The organism is Enterovibrio calviensis DSM 14347 (assembly GCF_000621165.1).
GTDB lineage: Bacteria > Pseudomonadota > Gammaproteobacteria > Enterobacterales > Vibrionaceae > Enterovibrio > Enterovibrio calviensis.
In genome coordinates this window covers 1-16,433 of record NZ_JHZA01000009.1, presented here as the reverse complement: position 1 = coordinate 16,433, position 16,433 = coordinate 1, and the positions used below count along the sequence as shown (strand labels likewise).

16 protein-coding genes and 4 tRNA genes are annotated in these 16,433 nt (G+C 48.9%); 19 read left to right on the top strand and 1 reads right to left on the bottom strand.

Annotated elements, in window-relative coordinates; all coding sequences use genetic code 11:
• The first annotated feature begins 61 nt into the window (after positions 1–61).
• From Q365_RS0108555 to rpoS, 10 genes are all read left to right on the top strand, one after another.
• Positions 62–691, top strand: coding sequence for a LysE/ArgO family amino acid transporter (locus Q365_RS0108555; RefSeq protein ID WP_028022948.1), 630 nt, complete (start codon positions 62–64; stop codon positions 689–691).
• 3 nt (positions 692–694) lie between these two features.
• Positions 695–1,201, top strand: a complete 507-nt coding sequence (locus Q365_RS0108550; RefSeq protein ID WP_028022947.1) for a YbaK/EbsC family protein — start codon at positions 695–697, stop codon at positions 1,199–1,201.
• Positions 1,202–1,396: 195 nt separating this feature from the next.
• The gene (ftsB, locus tag Q365_RS0108545; protein ID WP_028022946.1) at positions 1,397–1,669 is read left to right on the top strand and encodes a cell division protein FtsB; all 273 of its coding nucleotides are present in this window, start codon (positions 1,397–1,399) and stop codon (positions 1,667–1,669) included.
• Positions 1,670–1,699: 30 nt separating this feature from the next.
• Entirely contained in the window at positions 1,700–2,425 is a 726-nt protein-coding gene (gene ispD, locus Q365_RS0108540) for a 2-C-methyl-D-erythritol 4-phosphate cytidylyltransferase (protein WP_028022945.1), read from the top strand.
• Between the two features lie 30 nt (positions 2,426–2,455).
• Positions 2,456–2,938 carry a 2-C-methyl-D-erythritol 2,4-cyclodiphosphate synthase gene (gene ispF / locus Q365_RS0108535; RefSeq protein ID WP_028022944.1) on the top strand — a complete coding sequence of 161 codons (483 nt, stop codon included), beginning with the start codon at positions 2,456–2,458 and terminating at the stop codon, positions 2,936–2,938.
• Positions 2,931–3,989 (top strand): tRNA pseudouridine(13) synthase TruD, encoded by a 1,059-nt coding sequence (gene truD / locus Q365_RS0108530; RefSeq protein WP_028022943.1) that lies wholly within the window; start codon positions 2,931–2,933, stop codon positions 3,987–3,989. The genes ispF and truD overlap by 8 nt, the downstream gene beginning before the upstream one ends.
• A complete protein-coding gene (surE, locus tag Q365_RS0108525) occupies positions 3,970–4,719 on the top strand; it encodes a 5'/3'-nucleotidase SurE (protein WP_028022942.1) in 750 nt (249 codons plus the stop codon). Before truD ends, surE begins: the two co-directional genes overlap by 20 nt.
• Positions 4,720–4,731: 12 nt before the next feature.
• On the top strand, positions 4,732–5,352 hold the full coding sequence (locus Q365_RS0108520) for a protein-L-isoaspartate(D-aspartate) O-methyltransferase (protein WP_035024746.1): 621 nt from the start codon (positions 4,732–4,734) through the stop codon (positions 5,350–5,352).
• Between the two features lie 10 nt (positions 5,353–5,362).
• Entirely contained in the window at positions 5,363–6,310 is a 948-nt protein-coding gene (gene nlpD, locus Q365_RS0108515; protein WP_081796206.1) for a murein hydrolase activator NlpD, read from the top strand.
• A 56-nt stretch (positions 6,311–6,366) separates the two neighbouring features.
• Positions 6,367–7,344 carry an RNA polymerase sigma factor RpoS gene (gene rpoS, locus Q365_RS0108510; protein WP_028022939.1) on the top strand — a complete coding sequence of 326 codons (978 nt, stop codon included), beginning with the start codon at positions 6,367–6,369 and terminating at the stop codon, positions 7,342–7,344.
• Between the two features lie 93 nt (positions 7,345–7,437).
• Here the strand turns inward: rpoS and mutS are convergent, their stop codons facing one another.
• Positions 7,438–9,972, bottom strand: coding sequence for a DNA mismatch repair protein MutS (gene mutS, locus Q365_RS0108505; RefSeq protein WP_407637574.1), 2,535 nt, complete (start codon positions 9,970–9,972; stop codon positions 7,438–7,440).
• Positions 9,973–10,131: 159 nt separating this feature from the next.
• Here mutS and pncC point away from each other — a divergent pair, with 159 nt between their 5' ends.
• The 9 genes from pncC (at position 10,132) to Q365_RS0108460 (ending at position 16,416) form a co-directional block, all read left to right on the top strand.
• Positions 10,132–10,620 carry a nicotinamide-nucleotide amidase gene (gene pncC, locus Q365_RS0108500; RefSeq protein ID WP_028022937.1) on the top strand — a complete coding sequence of 163 codons (489 nt, stop codon included), beginning with the start codon at positions 10,132–10,134 and terminating at the stop codon, positions 10,618–10,620.
• A gap of 124 nt (positions 10,621–10,744) precedes the next feature.
• Positions 10,745–11,788, top strand: a complete 1,044-nt coding sequence (gene recA, locus Q365_RS0108495) for a recombinase RecA (RefSeq protein ID WP_028022936.1) — start codon at positions 10,745–10,747, stop codon at positions 11,786–11,788.
• Positions 11,785–12,237, top strand: coding sequence for a regulatory protein RecX (locus tag Q365_RS0108490; protein WP_028022935.1), 453 nt, complete (start codon positions 11,785–11,787; stop codon positions 12,235–12,237). The genes recA and Q365_RS0108490 overlap by 4 nt, the downstream gene beginning before the upstream one ends.
• Positions 12,238–12,392: 155 nt before the next feature.
• Positions 12,393–14,975 carry an alanine--tRNA ligase gene (gene alaS, locus Q365_RS0108485; RefSeq protein WP_028022934.1) on the top strand — a complete coding sequence of 861 codons (2,583 nt, stop codon included), beginning with the start codon at positions 12,393–12,395 and terminating at the stop codon, positions 14,973–14,975.
• A 470-nt stretch (positions 14,976–15,445) separates the two neighbouring features.
• Positions 15,446–15,643, top strand: a complete 198-nt coding sequence (gene csrA, locus Q365_RS0108480; RefSeq protein ID WP_017011859.1) for a carbon storage regulator CsrA — start codon at positions 15,446–15,448, stop codon at positions 15,641–15,643.
• Positions 15,644–15,855: 212 nt separating this feature from the next.
• Positions 15,856–15,947: transfer RNA gene (locus Q365_RS0108475), tRNA-Ser, on the top strand.
• A 75-nt stretch (positions 15,948–16,022) separates the two neighbouring features.
• Positions 16,023–16,099, top strand: a tRNA-Arg gene (locus Q365_RS0108470).
• 49 nt (positions 16,100–16,148) lie between these two features.
• Positions 16,149–16,240, top strand: a tRNA-Ser gene (locus Q365_RS0108465).
• Between the two features lie 99 nt (positions 16,241–16,339).
• Positions 16,340–16,416 (top strand) — tRNA-Arg (locus Q365_RS0108460).
• Positions 16,417–16,433 lie beyond the last annotated feature (17 nt).

Sequence of the window (16,433 nt, the reverse complement as noted above, 5' to 3'; positions counted from 1 at the left end):
ACATCCTTGTCGCCCTTATCGTGTGGCTTTCATCAGAGCCTAAGTCAAAGGATGTCGAGCCATGAGCAGTGCAATTATTTTCCAAGGATTTGGCCTCGGACTGAGTATGATCATTCCGATAGGAGCACAAAATGCATATGTGCTTAATCAGGGCATACGTCGTCACCACCATGTTGCAACAGCCACTATTTGTTTTCTCTGTGATGCCATCTTGATTGCGTTGGGGATTTTTGGTGGCGGTGCGATGTTGGCAAGCAACGAGATATTGCTCAATGTGGTAACGATTGGTGGTGTTGCCTTTCTGGTGACGTACGCGCTGCAGTCACTATATCGTGCTTGGCAAGGTGAAAAAGACGACGTACCCGAGGGAGACACGGTAAGCCGAAAAGGCGTGTTTGCGGTTGTACTTGGCGCTCTGGCGGTTACGGTATTAAACCCGCATGTGTATCTGGACACTGTGGTGGTATTGGGGTCTATTGGTGGTCAATTTGAGCCTTCGCAGCGTATTGCTTTTGCCATCGGCACCGTGCTTGCGTCTTTTGTGTGGTTTTATGGTATCTCTTTAGGGGCAGCGAAAATGTCGCCTGTCTTGTCTCGTCCTCGTGTGCGTCAGGCGATTGATGTGTTGGTGGCCACGATGATGCTTTATGTTGCGTATTTATTGATGCTGAAATGGTTAACAGGGTTGTAAGGGATGAATCAAAACGTACTTGAGGATATTTTCCAGCGCAATGTCTCGCTGCTGGATGCTTGTGGTGTGGATTATCAGCAATGGAAGCATGAACCCATCTTGGACTTTGCGACCGATGAGCAAGTTGGGAAGCGATTAGGTTGGACGGCGACGCCCACCAAAAGCCTGTTTCTGTCCTTTAAATCTGGAGAGCATGCTTTGCTGCTGACGCATAAAAACGCGCGCCTCGACAGCAAAAAAGTCAAAGCCACCATAGGGAAGCGGCCCTCAATTGCGTCAGATGACGAAATGATCAGAGTACTTGGCTGTGTGCCCGGTGCAGTTTGTCCCTTCGGCGTGCCAGCTTCTGTCCCAGTGCTGGTTGATGAAGCACTGTTTGGCTTTGAATCATTGATGTACACCCCTGGGCATCCGGATGTCACTTTTGCCTTTGCAGCAAAAGATTTACCGGTTTTATTGTCTGCGTTAACCAACCCCATTCATATACTCGGCGAATCCATCACTCAGTGATCGCTACCCTCATGCGCTAAGCTTCAACTGTTTGACAGATATAATCACACGTTTGTCGTTGCCATGCTGGTGTGGCAATGACGAATGTGGGAATATTACCCTTCTTTATTATGTTCTTGAGATTACTCGGTTACCGTGCTGAGTGTCGTGGCAAAGCCATATCCAATATGCGTGTGTAGGGTCGGAGGAAACGCAATGCGAATGCTGACAGTGATGCTTATCGTTTTGTTCGGTTGGCTCCAATACCACCTTTGGTGGGGCAAAAACGGAATTGACGATTACCTTAGCGTCAGTGCTGTCACAGAATCGACCGCCCAAGCCAATGACAAACTGCATCAGCGTAACCAGCAAATGTTCGCAGAGATTGCGGATCTCAAGCGTGGACAAGAAGCGATTGAAGAGCGTGCACGCAATGAACTGGGCATGATCAAGCCGGGAGAAACCTTCTTCCGTATCGTTAACGATTAACCCTCTCCCCCTTATAGAACGAAGAGAATCATGACTACCCCGGCAAGTAATGAACAACAATGCTCGCCTCGCTCCGTCGTTTCCGACGTTGTGGCCATTGTGCCAGCAGCGGGTGTTGGAAAACGTATGGGCGCAGCTTGCCCCAAGCAATACCTGACAATCCAAGACAAAACCTTGCTAGAGCACACTGTTTACGCGCTTCTTGCACACCCAAGTGTGTCGAAGGTCGTTGTGGCGATTGGTGCAGAAGATGAGTACTTCCAAACCACGTCGTTAGCCAGTGACGCTAGAGTGATTGTGACGACAGGTGGCGCTGAGCGTGCTGATTCTGTGCTCGCTGGGTTGCATGCGACCCAAGCTAAATGGGTGATGGTGCATGATGCGGCTCGGCCGTGTGTACGTCATCAAGATATCGATGCGTTAATCGAAGCTGCAACCTCTCACGAAGATGGGGCGATATTGGCTTCTCCCGTGCGAGACACCATGAAGCGCAGCAATGCGCAAGGTGACATTGACCATACCGTTTCTCGAGAGCAACTATGGCACGCACTGACCCCACAAATGTTCCAGAGAACGACATTGTTGGCGGCATTGGAAAGTGCGTTAGAACAATCCTTAGCGGTGACTGACGAAGCGTCTGCAATTGAATTTGCGGGCGGAATGCCTAAGCTCGTCGTGGGACACGCAGACAACATTAAAGTCACCCAGCCAGAAGATTTGACATTAGCGGCGTTTTTCTTAACGCAACGCACCTAGCTGGGATTGAGAGTAAGAGGACAGATTATGATGCGCATTGGACACGGTTTCGACGTACACAAATTTGGCGGAGAAGGCCCTGTGATTATTGGTGGCGTCGCAGTGCCTTATGAGCAAGGCTTGATTGCACACTCCGATGGTGATGTTGCCCTTCATGCTGTTTGTGACGCGCTGCTAGGCGCAATTGCCGCGGGTGATATTGGGCGTCATTTCCCCGATACTGATGCAGAGTGGGAAGGGGCTGATAGCCGATTCTTACTGCGTGACGTTTACGCAAAAGTGAAAGCAAAGGGATATGTTATTGGCAACCTTGATGTGACCATCATGGCGCAAGCACCGAAAATGGCACCGCATATTGATGCCATGTGTGCAGCGATTGCTGACGATCTTGAAACGGATATCACGAATATTAATGTGAAAGCAACGACCACCGAGCGACTCGGCTTTACCGGACGTAAAGAAGGGATTGCCTGTGAAGCGGTCGTTATTATCCGTAAGGAATCTCATGAGTGATGTAATGACTTCGTTGGCTTATCTGCATGGTAAACCAACCGCGACAGGTTGCCTTAAGGCAAAGCCTGAGCACTTCTTTGTTAGCGAAACCCTCGATTTCACCCCCGTCGGTCACGGCGAGCATTTTCTTGTTCGCATCCGTAAAATCGGTGAAAACACCAAATATGTCGTCAACGAGTTAGCGAAAGCGTGTGGCGTGAAATCGCGTGATGTGAGCTGGGCGGGACTGAAAGATCGCCATGCCGTGACCGAGCAGTGGTTTAGCGTGCATCTGCCGGGCCAACCTGATCCTGATTTGACCGAGTTTGTTGAAACACACGAAGGCATTGATGCGATTTTAGAGACCACTCGTCATGACAAAAAGCTGCGCCCAGGCGATTTGATTGGCAACCGCTTCTCGCTAGTGATCACAGATTTCAATAGTGATGATGAGATTGAAGCACGTCTCGCCAGCATTCGCGACCAAGGTGTACCAAACTATTTTGGCAGCCAGCGCTTTGGGCGCAATGGGAACAACGTCGTATCAGCACGCGAGTGGGGACAAAACAAGTTTCAAGTGCGTGATAAGAGTAAGCGAAGCTTCTATTTATCAGCGGCACGTTCGTATCTGTTCAACCAAGTGCTGTCCGCTCGTATTGAATCAGACATGGTACAAACCCCAATGCGCGGTGACATGCTGATTGATAGCGCTGAGCAGTTGAAACTGGTGTTAGATACGGCCAAAGCCGATGAGTGGTTGAGCAAAGGCACATGGCAGATTTCGGGCCCGATGACCGGTGACAATGCACTGCCAACCGAGGCTGATGCGCGTAAGTTCGAACAGAATATTATCAACCAAGAGCCTGACTTGCTCGCGGTGATCCGCAGTAACCGTATGCGACATGACCGTCGTGCACTCATGCTCTATCCGCAAGATATGGATTGGACGCGTGAGGAAGATACATTAACCGTGTCTTTCTCACTACCGGCAGGAAGCTTTGCTACCGCGGTGATGCGCGAACTCATCGACGATACTTCCAATGGAGAACTTGATGCACATATTGATCAGTAACGACGATGGCGTGTTTGCTGAAGGCATCAATGTACTGGCTGACACGTTAGCAGAAATCGCGACGGTCACTGTGGTTGCGCCCGACCGCAATCGCTCTGGCGCATCAAACTCACTGACACTCGAAAACCCATTGCGTATTCGTGAGGTTGGTGAGCGTCGCTATGCCGTTCAAGGCACGCCGACAGATAGCGTTCATATGGCGCTAAATTCTCTTATTAAAGAGAAAGTGGATTTCGTTATCACGGGTATCAATCACGGTGCGAACTTGGGTGATGATGTACTCTATTCCGGCACCGTTGCAGCAGCAACAGAAGGCTTTTTCCTCGGTGTACCTGCGATAGCTGTCTCTCTTTGTGGGTCAACGCATTTTCATACTGCCGCGCAGGTGGTAAAAAAAGCGGTGCTTTTTGATAAACAGAACCCGTTGCCGCGCAATCGTATTTTGAACATCAACGTGCCTGATTGTCCTCTAGAAGATTTAAAGGGCTGGCAGGTAACACGTCTTGGAGCGCGTCATCGAGCTGAAGACATGATTGAACAAACCGATCCGAGAGGACAGCCTATCTATTGGATTGGTCCTCCGGGCGCCAAACAAGACGCTGGGTCAGGAACGGATTTTCATGCGATTGAAAACAATTGTGTCTCTTTGACACCTTTGCAGGTCGATTTAACAGCGCATGACACGTTAGAGACATTGTCTCATTGGGCAACATACGCAACGGAACAATAAAAGGTGACATTGGTGAATTACTCGCATTCACTTATTCAACAACTTCGTCAGCAAGGGATTTCGGACGAACGTGTGCTTAACGCCATCGAGCGTTTGCCGCGACATCTCTTTGTTTCTGAGGCGATGGCACATCAAGCTTATGATAATAATGCTTTGCCGATTGGGTTTGGTCAGACTATTTCTCAGCCCTATATTGTGGCGAAGATGACAGAGCTGCTTGCGCTTCGTTATGACAGTAGAGTGTTAGAAGTCGGCACGGGCTCGGGCTTTCAGACATGTGTGCTAGCGCAACTGGTTGAGCATGCTTACTCCGTGGAGCGAATTAAGCAGCTTCAAATGATCGCAAAGCGCCGTTTTAAACAGCTAGAGCTTTATAACATCTCTACAAAACATGGAGATGGATGGGAAGGTTGGGCAAGCAAAGGCCCTTTTGACGCCATCATCGTTACCGCCGCTGCATCACGCATGCCAATGGCACTTTGCGAGCAGCTCGCAGAGGGCGGATCCCTGATTGTACCTGTCGGTGAGACCGATCAGGTTCTCTATAAAGTCACTCGTGTGGGTGATGATTTTGAAACAACAGCAATTGAAGCGGTACGTTTTGTCCCATTGGTTGCTGGTGATTTGGCATAGGTAAGAATTAGTGGAAGGGGTTTCAATTCAGTTGAAAATACTGGTTTTTCTTTCTGTATTGGGATTTCTGTCCGCATGCTCTGTTTCCAGCCCTGCGCCCGTTTCAAGTGTTGGTCCTGACTACGGTGGGATCGAGCGAGGCAGCTATAGAGGCAGCTATTACGAGGTTCAGAAGGGCGATACCTTGTATTATATCGCGTATGTGACCGACCGTGATGTTAAAGAAATAATCAGCGCGAATAAGCTTGCTGCGCCCTACACAATCTTCCCCGGACAACGCCTAAATCTTTGGCAGAAGAAGTACGTGCCTCCTGCGTATGGTAAAAAAGGCGATGTTCCTGTAGTTCCCGTTGTTGCCGCTCCTGTAGCAGTTGCAGCTGCGCCAGTCGTGGTTGCACCGAAGCCAAAAACCACTACAGGATCATCTGCTAAATCGAGCAAAGATAATCAAAAAAACGCTTCGCAAAAGAAGTCGGAATCTGCTTCACAGAATAAGAAAAATGTTGAACAGCAAAAAGTGAAGGAGTACAGTCAGCCTGTAACAAAAAACAAACCACCTGTTGATAAATCTGCAAATAAATCGAAAGCCATAAGTTGGCGTTGGCCAGTGAGTGGACGAGTTGTCTCTGGTTTTTCAAGCTCAGAGCTTGGAAATAAGGGGGTTGATATTGCAGGTAAACGTGGGCAAAGCATCAGTGCGGCAGCCGACGGTAAGGTGGTATATGCGGGCAATGCGCTGCGCGGATATGGGAATTTGATCATCATTAAACATAACGATGATTACTTGAGCGCTTATGCACATAACGACCGCATTTTTGTTTCGGAACGCCAGAATGTCAAAAAAGGGCAAAAAATAGCCTCAATGGGTAGTTCTGGTACCAACAGTGTCCGGTTGCATTTTGAGATTCGCTACAAAGGAAAATCGGTGAATCCGTTAAGGTATCTGCCGAAACGGTAAACCGGGACAGATGTTGCTGTACTGTCTTGCTGCTTATGCCAAAATTGGGAGGCGCTATGAGTCAGAATAATACCGCAAAGAAAGTCGACGATTTGAATGTTGAAGAAGCTGATATCGAGCAAATGGAACTTGATACCGAAGCTGAAACGACAGAAAGCGTCGAAGAATCAATATCCTTTACTGCATCATCCAAAGCATTGGATGCGACACAACTTTACTTGAGCGAAATCGGCTATTCGCCTCTGCTGACAGCAGAAGAAGAAGTGTTGTACGCCCGTCGTGCTCTTCGTGGTGATGAAGCTGCTCGTAAGCGCATGATTGAGAGTAACCTCCGCTTGGTGGTGAAAATATCTCGACGCTACTCCAACCGTGGTCTCGCATTGCTTGATCTCGTCGAAGAGGGAAACCTAGGTCTAATTCGTGCGGTTGAGAAATTTGACCCTGAACGAGGCTTCCGTTTTTCTACTTATGCGACATGGTGGATTCGTCAGACCATCGAACGTGCGATCATGAACCAAACTCGCACCATCCGCCTCCCTATTCATGTTGTTAAAGAGTTGAATGTTTACTTGCGTACTGCTCGAGAGCTGGCGCAAAAACTCGACCATGAACCGACAGCAGAAGACATCGCATTTCAGCTAGATAAGCCTGTTGAAGATGTAAACCGCATGCTTCGTCTAAATGAACGCATTAGTTCGGTGGACAATCCGATTGGTGGTGATTCCGAAAAAGCGCTTCTTGATATCATCCCTGATGAAAAAGAAGGCGGACCGGAAACGACCACGCAAGACGATGACATGAAGAAATCTATTGTTCATTGGCTGCAAGAGTTAAACCCTAAACAACGTGAAGTGTTAGCGCGTCGTTTCGGATTGCTGGGTCATGAAGCGTCAACACTTGAAGATGTTGGTCGTGAGATAGGCTTGACGCGTGAGCGAGTACGTCAAATTCAAGTAGAAGGCTTGCGCCGTCTGCGCGATATGTTGACTCACCAAGGCCTGAATATCGAATCACTTTTCAATACTGAACATTAAGCACATCTCCTTTTTGCTTTTCCTTTTCAGTGCTTAATGAAAAGCCCCTTACGGGGCTTTTTCGTTTTATAGAGCTAGAGACGTTATTGTTGCTTAAAGAAGCGCTTTGAGTCGATACAGTGCGTCTAACGCTTGTCTTGGTGTTAAGTTGTCGGGCTCGATGTCGGCTAACGCTTTTTCTGTTTCGCTCAATTCAGGTAACAGTGACAGTTGCGCTGCGGCAGATGGTTTAACCGCTTCACCCGTGACGACTTCATGTCCGCTAGCTTCTAGCTGACGTAACTTGTTTTTAGCTCGCTGGATTACCGTTTTCGGCACACCAGCAAGCCCCGCCACGGCGAGACCATAAGATTTGCTTGCAGCGCCTTCTTGAACAGCATGCATGAAGGCAATTTCATCACCATGCTCTACAGCGTCAAGGTGAACATTTACCAACCCATCAACCTGTCCTGACAGTTCGGTTAACTCAAAGTAGTGAGTGGCGAACAGGGTCATGGCTTTTAGCCTTTCAGCCAGCCATTCCGCACTTGCCCAAGCCAGAGAAAGACCATCATAAGTGCTGGTTCCGCGGCCGATTTCATCCATCAAAACCAAACTATTTTCAGTCGCATTGTGAAGGATATTGGCCGTTTCCGTCATTTCCACCATGAAGGTAGAGCGGCCTGAGGCCAGATCATCGGAAGCGCCAATGCGGGTGAAAATACGATCAACAGGCCCTAGCGTGACGGACTCTGCTGGCACATAAGAACCGATATGAGCTAGCAAGGTGATCAATGCGGTTTGGCGCATATAGGTCGATTTACCGCCCATGTTCGGGCCAGTAATGATCAGCATACGACGATCGGGATGAAGCGACGTTGGGTTGGCAATGAACGGCGCGTCCAGCACTTGTTCAACCACAGGGTGACGACCCCCAGTGATATCAATGCCACGTTTATCGCTCAGCGAAGGGCGACAGTAATTCAGTGTATCGGCGCGCTCAGCGAGGTTAGCCATGACATCAAGCGTTGAGAGTGCATCAGAGATGCGTTGCAACGTTTCAAGGTTCGGGAGCAGCATGTCGAACAACTCTTCCCAAAGCTTTTTCTCTAATGCGAGTGCTTTGGATTTCGAGTTAAGCACTTTGTCTTCATGCTCTTTGAGTTCGGGAATGATGTAGCGCTCAGCATTCTTTAGCGTTTGGCGACGCACGTAATGAGGCGGCACTAAGTGGCTTTGGCCTCGGCTCACTTGAATAAAGAAACCGTGGACTTGATTGAATCCAACCTTGAGCGTGTCGATATCATGTTGCTCACGTTCACGACGCTCTAGTTCGTCGAGATAACGCGTCGCGCCATCGGCAAGCTCACGCCATTCGTCCAGCTCCGCGTTATAGCCGGGTGCAATCACCCCACCATCGCGAATAACCACAGGTGGTGCTTCAACGACCGCATCAACCAAGAGTTGTACTAACTCAGGGACAGGTTCGCAGGCAGCTTTTAGCGGCACAATAGACGGGTTATCGATTTCACCTAACAGTGACTCGACGTCTGGCAATTGCTGCAACGCACCGCGGAGTCTTGCCATATCGCGTGGACGCGCAGAACGCAGTGCTAAACGCGCCAAGATCCGCTCCATATCGCCGACTGGGTGTAATGTCGTGGCGAGGTCAGAATAGATCCCGGTTTCTTTTAATGCCGTAATGGCGTCTAGGCGCGCGTTGACGACAGTAAAGTCTCGCATCGGCTGATGAAGCCAACGTTTTAGCAGTCGGCTGCCCATTGCGGTGGTGGTTTTATCCAACACAGAGGCGACGGTATTTTCCAACCCGCCAGACAGATTTTGCGTTAATTCAAGGTTGCGGCGCGTGGCAGCATCTAAAATCACTGCATGGTCTTTGTTTTCTTTCACCAAAGCGCGAATGTGTGGCAAAGCAGTACGTTGAGTGTCTTTCACGTATTGCATTAAGCATCCGGCAGCAGCTAGACCGAGCGAGCAGCTTTCAACACCAAAGCCAACAAGATCGCGCGTGCCGAACTGCTGATTGAGCTGTTGTTTGGCCGTTTCAATGTCGAATTCCCAAATTGGGCGACGGCGGCTGCCTTTACTCATGGCGGTGAGAGCGGGAAATGCAAAGTCCTCAGGGTAGAGCAATTCTGCGGGGCGTGTGCGCTGAAGCTCGGCCTGCATTTCTTCTTCGGTGCCAGGTTCACTTAATAGGAAGCGACCGGAAGTAATATCTAGCGTGGCGTAACCAAAACGTTCGCCTTGCGCATAAATGGCAGCAACAAGGTTATCGACGCGTTCACTGAGCAAAGCTTCGTCTGATACGGTTCCAGGGGTGATGATGCGGACCACTTGGCGGTCAACGGGCCCTTTGCTGGTGGCAGGATCGCCAATTTGTTCACAAATTGCAGCGGATTCTCCGAGCTGAACCAGACGCGCAAGGTAACCTTCGACAGAATGGTAAGGAACGCCAGCCATCGGGATGGGTTCGCCTGCGGAAGCACCACGTTTAGTCAATGAAATGTCGAGCAGTTGAGAAGCTCGCTTTGCATCGTCAAAAAACAATTCGTAGAAATCACCCATGCGATAGAAAAGAAGTTCTTCGGGATGCTGAGCTTTAATTCTTAGATATTGCTGCATCATCGGCGTGTGATTAGTGGGTGCTTGTACTGTCACGTTCTGGCCTGCAAAATTACAAAGGTAAGAGAAGGCAACAAGGATACGTGAATCGCGGTGAAAGGGTAAAGTATCGATCTCGCGATGGCTGAAAGATGTTGAAAAAAATGACCGTCAGAGGGAAGCATGGAACAGTTAGTGAATTTGGCGACAAAAGTCGGTGAACGACTTAAAGAGAATCAACAGTCGGTGACCACTGCAGAGTCATGCACAGGTGGCGGGATAGCCTATATGTTGACGGAAATTGCAGGAAGTTCAGCATGGTTCGAACGCGCATTCGTGACATACAGTAACGAGGCGAAGCATGACTTGGTTGGAGTGTCAGAGGCAACCTTGACGGCTCATGGCGCAGTGAGTGAAGAGGTGGTCGCGGAAATGGCGCAGGGTGCACTTGATGCGGCCAGTGCCGATTTTGCGTTGGCGGTAAGCGGTATTGCAGGCCCGACAGGGGGCAGTGACGAGAAACCCGTAGGCATGGTGTGCTTCGGCTGGGCCACTAAGAAAGGCGTTGTAACAGAAACCTGTTTGTTTGATGGTTCACGGTATGAAATTCGCAGAAACACCATTGCCCACAGTTTGTGTCGTTTGCTGAGTTACCTCGAAGCAGAAAAATAAGAGACGTAACACGAAAGCAAAGAAAAATGTTACACAGGGCTAGACACTGTATAAATGGACAGTATACTTAGCATCAATTAACGAACAGTTATCTGAACGAATATTGCTTCCGTTGGAGAATCAAATGGACGACAACAAACAGAAGGCGTTAGCCGCAGCTCTAGGCCAGATCGAGAAACAATTTGGTAAAGGTTCGATCATGCGCCTTGGCGATGATCGCACCATGGATATTGAAACCGTATCGACCGGTTCATTGTCGCTGGATATCGCGCTGGGAGCGGGTGGCTTGCCATTCGGTCGTATTGTTGAAATCTATGGTCCTGAATCTTCAGGTAAAACAACGCTCACGCTGCAAGTTGTCGCTGAAGCGCAAAAAGCGGGCAAAACCTGTGCGTTCATCGATGCAGAGCACGCCCTTGACCCTGTTTACGCAGGCAAGCTAGGCGTTGATATCGATAACCTGTTGGTTTCACAGCCAGATACTGGTGAGCAGGCTCTGGAAATTGCTGACGCATTGACTCGCTCAGGTGCTGTTGACGTTATCATCATTGACTCCGTGGCGGCATTGACGCCAAAAGCGGAAATCGAAGGCGAAATGGGTGACTCTCACATGGGTCTCCAAGCTCGTATGCTTTCTCAAGCCATGCGTAAGCTGACCGCCAACATCAAGAACAGCAACACCTTGATGATTTTCATCAACCAGATCCGTATGAAGATTGGTGTGATGTTTGGTAACCCAGAAACCACTACAGGTGGTAACGCACTGAAGTTTTACGCGTCTGTTCGTCTTGATATTCGCCGTATCGGCTCTATCAAAGAAGGCGATGAGATTGTGGGTAATGACACCCGCGTAAAAGTGGTGAAGAACAAGATTGCTGCACCGTTTAAACAAGCTGAATTCCAAATCATGTACGGTGAAGGTATCAACCTTTATGGCGAATTGATCGACTTGGGCGTGAAGCACAAGCTGGTTGAGAAAGCAGGCGCGTGGTACAGCTACAACGGTGACAAAATTGGCCAGGGTAAATCGAACTCTTGTAAGTACCTGAAAGAGAACTCGCACCTTGCTCAAGAGCTAGACAAGAAACTGCGTGACATGTTGTTGAGCAGTGGTAAAGAAGAAAGCGCGAAAGAAGACGATAAGCAGCCAGAAGGCGAAGTGTTCTGACTTTAAGCGCTAGAGAATTAGCGGTGGGCATGCTTGCCCGCCGCGATCATTCTGAACTGGAACTTCGCCAAAAGCTGGCGCAGAAACAGTGCCCACCAGAAGACATTGATATTGCTATTGAGCATTGCCATTACCATGGCTGGCTGGATGACAAGCGTTTTGCCGAAGCAACGTTACGTCATGGCGTGTCGAAAGGACACGGATGGCAACGAATCTGCTTTGATGCCAAACGTAAAGGTATCACCACTGATATGCTGGAAACAGCGCAAGAAAATCAACAGCATGATTGGTATGAGTTAGCCAAAGAGTTAGCGACTCGTCGCTTTGCTGATCTTGACGGCGTTTTGCCGGAGGTTGATTTTAAGCAACGTGCCAAGTGGACGCGATACCTGCAAAGCCGCGGCTTTAGTTTCGATCAAATCAACTACGCACTATCAAAAGAAAGCTAAATCCTTGCCTTTCTTGGCTTGCACTGCGAGCTATCTTGTTTCTGCCTCTTTTCGACACCCCACAGGTTGTTTACAATAAGCCCCAATTGACTCTGGTAATATCGCATTCAATCGCGATTTTTTTGCCACCACCACTCCAATTTCAGGATTAGCCAATGTACATGAGCACCGACGAGGTTCGCACAGCGTTTCTCGAATTCTTTGAAAGCAAAGGGCACACCATCGTGCCTAGCTCATCGCTTGTGCCTGCAAACGACCCGACACTGTTGTTTACAAACGCAGGTATGAATCAGTTTAAAGATTGCTTCCTTGGCGCCGAGAAACGCGCCTATACGCGTGCAACATCAGCGCAGCGCTGTGTTCGTGCCGGTGGTAAGCATAATGACCTGGAAAATGTCGGTTTTACTGCCCGTCACCACACATTCTTTGAAATGCTAGGTAACTTCAGCTTTGGCGATTACTTCAAAGAAGATGCGATTAACTACGCATGGGAGTTTTTGACTGACGTTCTGAAACTGCCAAAAGATCGTTTGATGGTAACGGTTTACGAAACGGATGATGAAGCGTTCGCGCTTTGGAATGAGAAAGTGGGCATTCCTGCGGATCGTATCGTGCGCATTGGTGATAAAGAAGGTGGCAAGCCATTTGAGTCAGATAACTTCTGGCAGATGGGTGACACTGGCCCTTGTGGTCCTTGTACTGAAATTTTCTACGATCACGGCGATCACATCTGGGGCGGTCCTCCGGGCTCTCCTGAAGAAGATGGCGACCGTTACATCGAGATCTGGAACAACGTATTCATGCAGTTCAACCGTCAAGCCGATGGCACGATGGAACCACTGCCGAAGCCGTCTGTTGATACCGGTATGGGCATTGAGCGTATTGCTGCAATCATGCAAGGCGTTCACTCAAACTACGAAATCGACATCTTCCAAACCCTAATTAAATCAGCGGCGGAAGTGATCGGCTATGACGATTTGTCTAACCAATCACTACGTGTTGTGGCTGACCACATTCGTTCTTGTGCGTTCCTGATCGTTGATGGTGTGATGCCGTCAAACGAAGGTCGTGGCTATGTACTGCGTCGTATTATTCGTCGCGCAGTTCGTCATGGTAACAAGCTAGGCGCGAAAGGGTCTTACTTCTACAAGCTTGTTGGTCCATTGGCTGAGATCATGGGCACCGCTGGCGAAGAGCTGAAAAAACAGCAGGCTTTGGTTGAGAAAGTGCTGAAGATTGAAGAAGAAAACTTCGGTCGCACCTTGGATCGCGGTATGGCAATTCTAGATGAAGCGCTAGAAGGCCTGAAAGGCGATGTGCTTGACGGCGAGACAGTTTTCAAACTTTACGATACCTACGGTTTCCCTGCTGACCTTACCAACGATGTTGCTCGTGAGCGCAACCTGTCGATTGATGAAGAAGGTTTCGAAGTGGCGATGGAAGCTCAGCGTCAACGTGCACGTGAAGCGGGTCAGTTCGGTACAGATTACAACGCTGTTATCAAGGTTGACGGTGACTCTGAGTTTACCGGCTACGGCGAAACTGAAGGCCGTGGCTTAATTACCGACATCTTTGTTGATGGATTGTCAGCCGATACGCTAGCAACGGCAGATGAAGCGGTTATCGTTCTTGATCAAACGCCATTCTATGCTGAGTCTGGTGGTCAGTCTGGCGATGCAGGCTTCTTGATGACAGAAGCGGGCAAGTTTGAAGTGCTTGATACTCAAAAGTACGGTTCAGCGATTGGTCACCGCGGTAAACTAGTCGACGGCACACTGTCTGTTGGTGACAGCATGACTGCACAAGTAGATGCTGAGCGTCGCCAAGCGATTGCGTTAAACCACTCAGCCACGCACTTGTTGCATGAAGCGCTGCGAATTGTTCTGGGTGAGCACGTACAACAGAAAGGCTCTTTGGTTCGCGCTGAAGGCCTGCGTTTTGACTTCTCTCACCTTGAAGCGGTGAAGCCGGAAGAACTTCGTACTGTAGAAGCGTTAGTGAATGAGCAAATCCGACGCAACCACGACGTTAGCACTGAGCTGATGGACATTGAGTCTGCAAAAGCAAAAGGCGCAATGGCATTATTCGGCGAGAAGTATGACGAGCAAGTTCGTGTATTGACCATGGGCGATTTCTCAATCGAACTGTGTGGCGGTACTCACGCGAATCGTACCGGTGACATCGGTATGCTGAAGCTTGTTTCTGAAAGCGGTATTGCTGCTGGTGTGCGTCGTATTGAAGCTGTAACGGGTAAGGGTGCAGAAGAAGTATTCTACCGTCAGCAACAAGAGTTCACGTCAAAAGTGAATGAATCTCAAATCCGTGCGAAGGCACTGGAGAAAGAAATTCAACAGCTTAAAGAGAAACTGGCCGCGCAAGAGAGTGCAAGCCTGATTAACAACGTCACTGAAATTAACGGCGTGAAAGTACTAATCAGCAAGCTCGATGGCGCAGACAGTAAAGCCCTTCGTACCATGGTTGACGATCTGAAAAACCAAATGGGTAGCGGTGTGGTTTTCCTTGGTAACGTTGCTGACGACAAAGTGGCGCTCATTGCAGGCGTAACGAAAGATCTTGTTGGCAAAGTGAAAGCGGGCGAGTTGGTCAACATGGTTGCTCAGCAAGTCGGTGGTAAAGGCGGTGGTCGTCCTGATATGGCACAAGCCGGCGGCTCTGACGCTGCTGCGTTGCCTGCAGCACTCGACACAGTTTCACCTTGGTTGGCTGAGCGTCTGTAAGGCTGAGAATGACCTAGAGCATTCTTAATGAAAGGCTTCCGATTGGAAGCCTTTTTTGTCCCTATCGTTTATTATTTGCACTTTGGTTTTATCTCTGTATAGTGCATCGCCTTAATGCTGGTGGGGCTTTTATACAAAGTCTTATACATCAGAATTTTTGCACCGGTAGGATGAACTTTTCTTTCTATGCAGTATCTTAAAAGGTGATCTTCTGGGCACAGGAGTCACAATGTCTGGATTCTATGGGTAAATTCTCATTGGCAAACTGGAGTTGGCCAAAGAAATAAGCCATATTGAAAAACCAGACGAGTGCTGACGTTTGTATCCAGCACTCGACAAAGGATGCTCGCAAGGAAGGAAAGATGTTGATTGTCCATCTCGGAGCTTGAGCTGCCGCGTGAGTTTACTTCGTGCAGTAAGAAGACCAATGACTCAACTAAGAAAGTTGTAATTACTCAAGGAGTAGAAGAATGCTAATTTTGACTCGTCGCGTAGGTGAAACGCTGATGATTGGTGATGAAGTAACGGTAACCGTACTGGGTGTTAAAGGTAATCAGGTACGTATCGGTGTGAACGCGCCTAAAGAGGTTTCTGTTCACCGTGAAGAGATCTACATGCGTATCCAGGCTGAAAAAGGCAACCCAGCACCAACGACTGGTAATTTCTAAGTCTAAAGCACACGTATTTTATAAAAGGCCGATTAATACATCGGCCTTTTTGCGAATGTCAGGTTGTTCATTTAAAACACAAATGGCTGACATTTTGTTCGCCCAATGATGTAAGTGGCGGAGAAGTGTGCAAACGCAACGTGAATGCAGCTTTTTACGGATAAAGTGTTTGACATATTTTCGTCTCAAAGTAATATGTGCCTCCGCAAGACGGTGAGGTGGCCGAGAGGCTGAAGGCGCTCCCCTGCTAAGGGAGTATACGGTTTATCCCGTATCGAGGGTTCGAATCCCTCCTTCACCGCCATTATTTTGTTGATGGTTTGATATGACAATCAACACGTTTTCTCTAGCGAAGAGAACAGTTTCAAAAAGAAATATTGCGCGTGTAGCTCAGCTGGATAGAGTACCTGGCTACGAACCAGGCGGTCGGAGGTTCGAATCCTCCCACGCGCACCATTTTTTAAAGTAATGAGTTATTTGACTTATTATTGCACCAGATTTGTGCGGTGAGGTGGCCGAGAGGCTGAAGGCGCTCCCCTGCTAAGGGAGTATACGGTTTATCCCGTATCGAGGGTTCGAATCCCTCCTTCACCGCCATTCTTTGCCACCACTGAATTTACCTGTATGGTAATGTTCATTGGTGGCACTGTTCCTTTTGAAGCAAAGGGAACGCTTTATGAAAGAAGAAAGCACTGTGCGCGTGTAGCTCAGCTGGATAGAGTACCTGGCTACGAACCAGGCGGTCGGAGGTTCGAATCCTCCCACGCGCACCATTCTTTAAACGATAAGC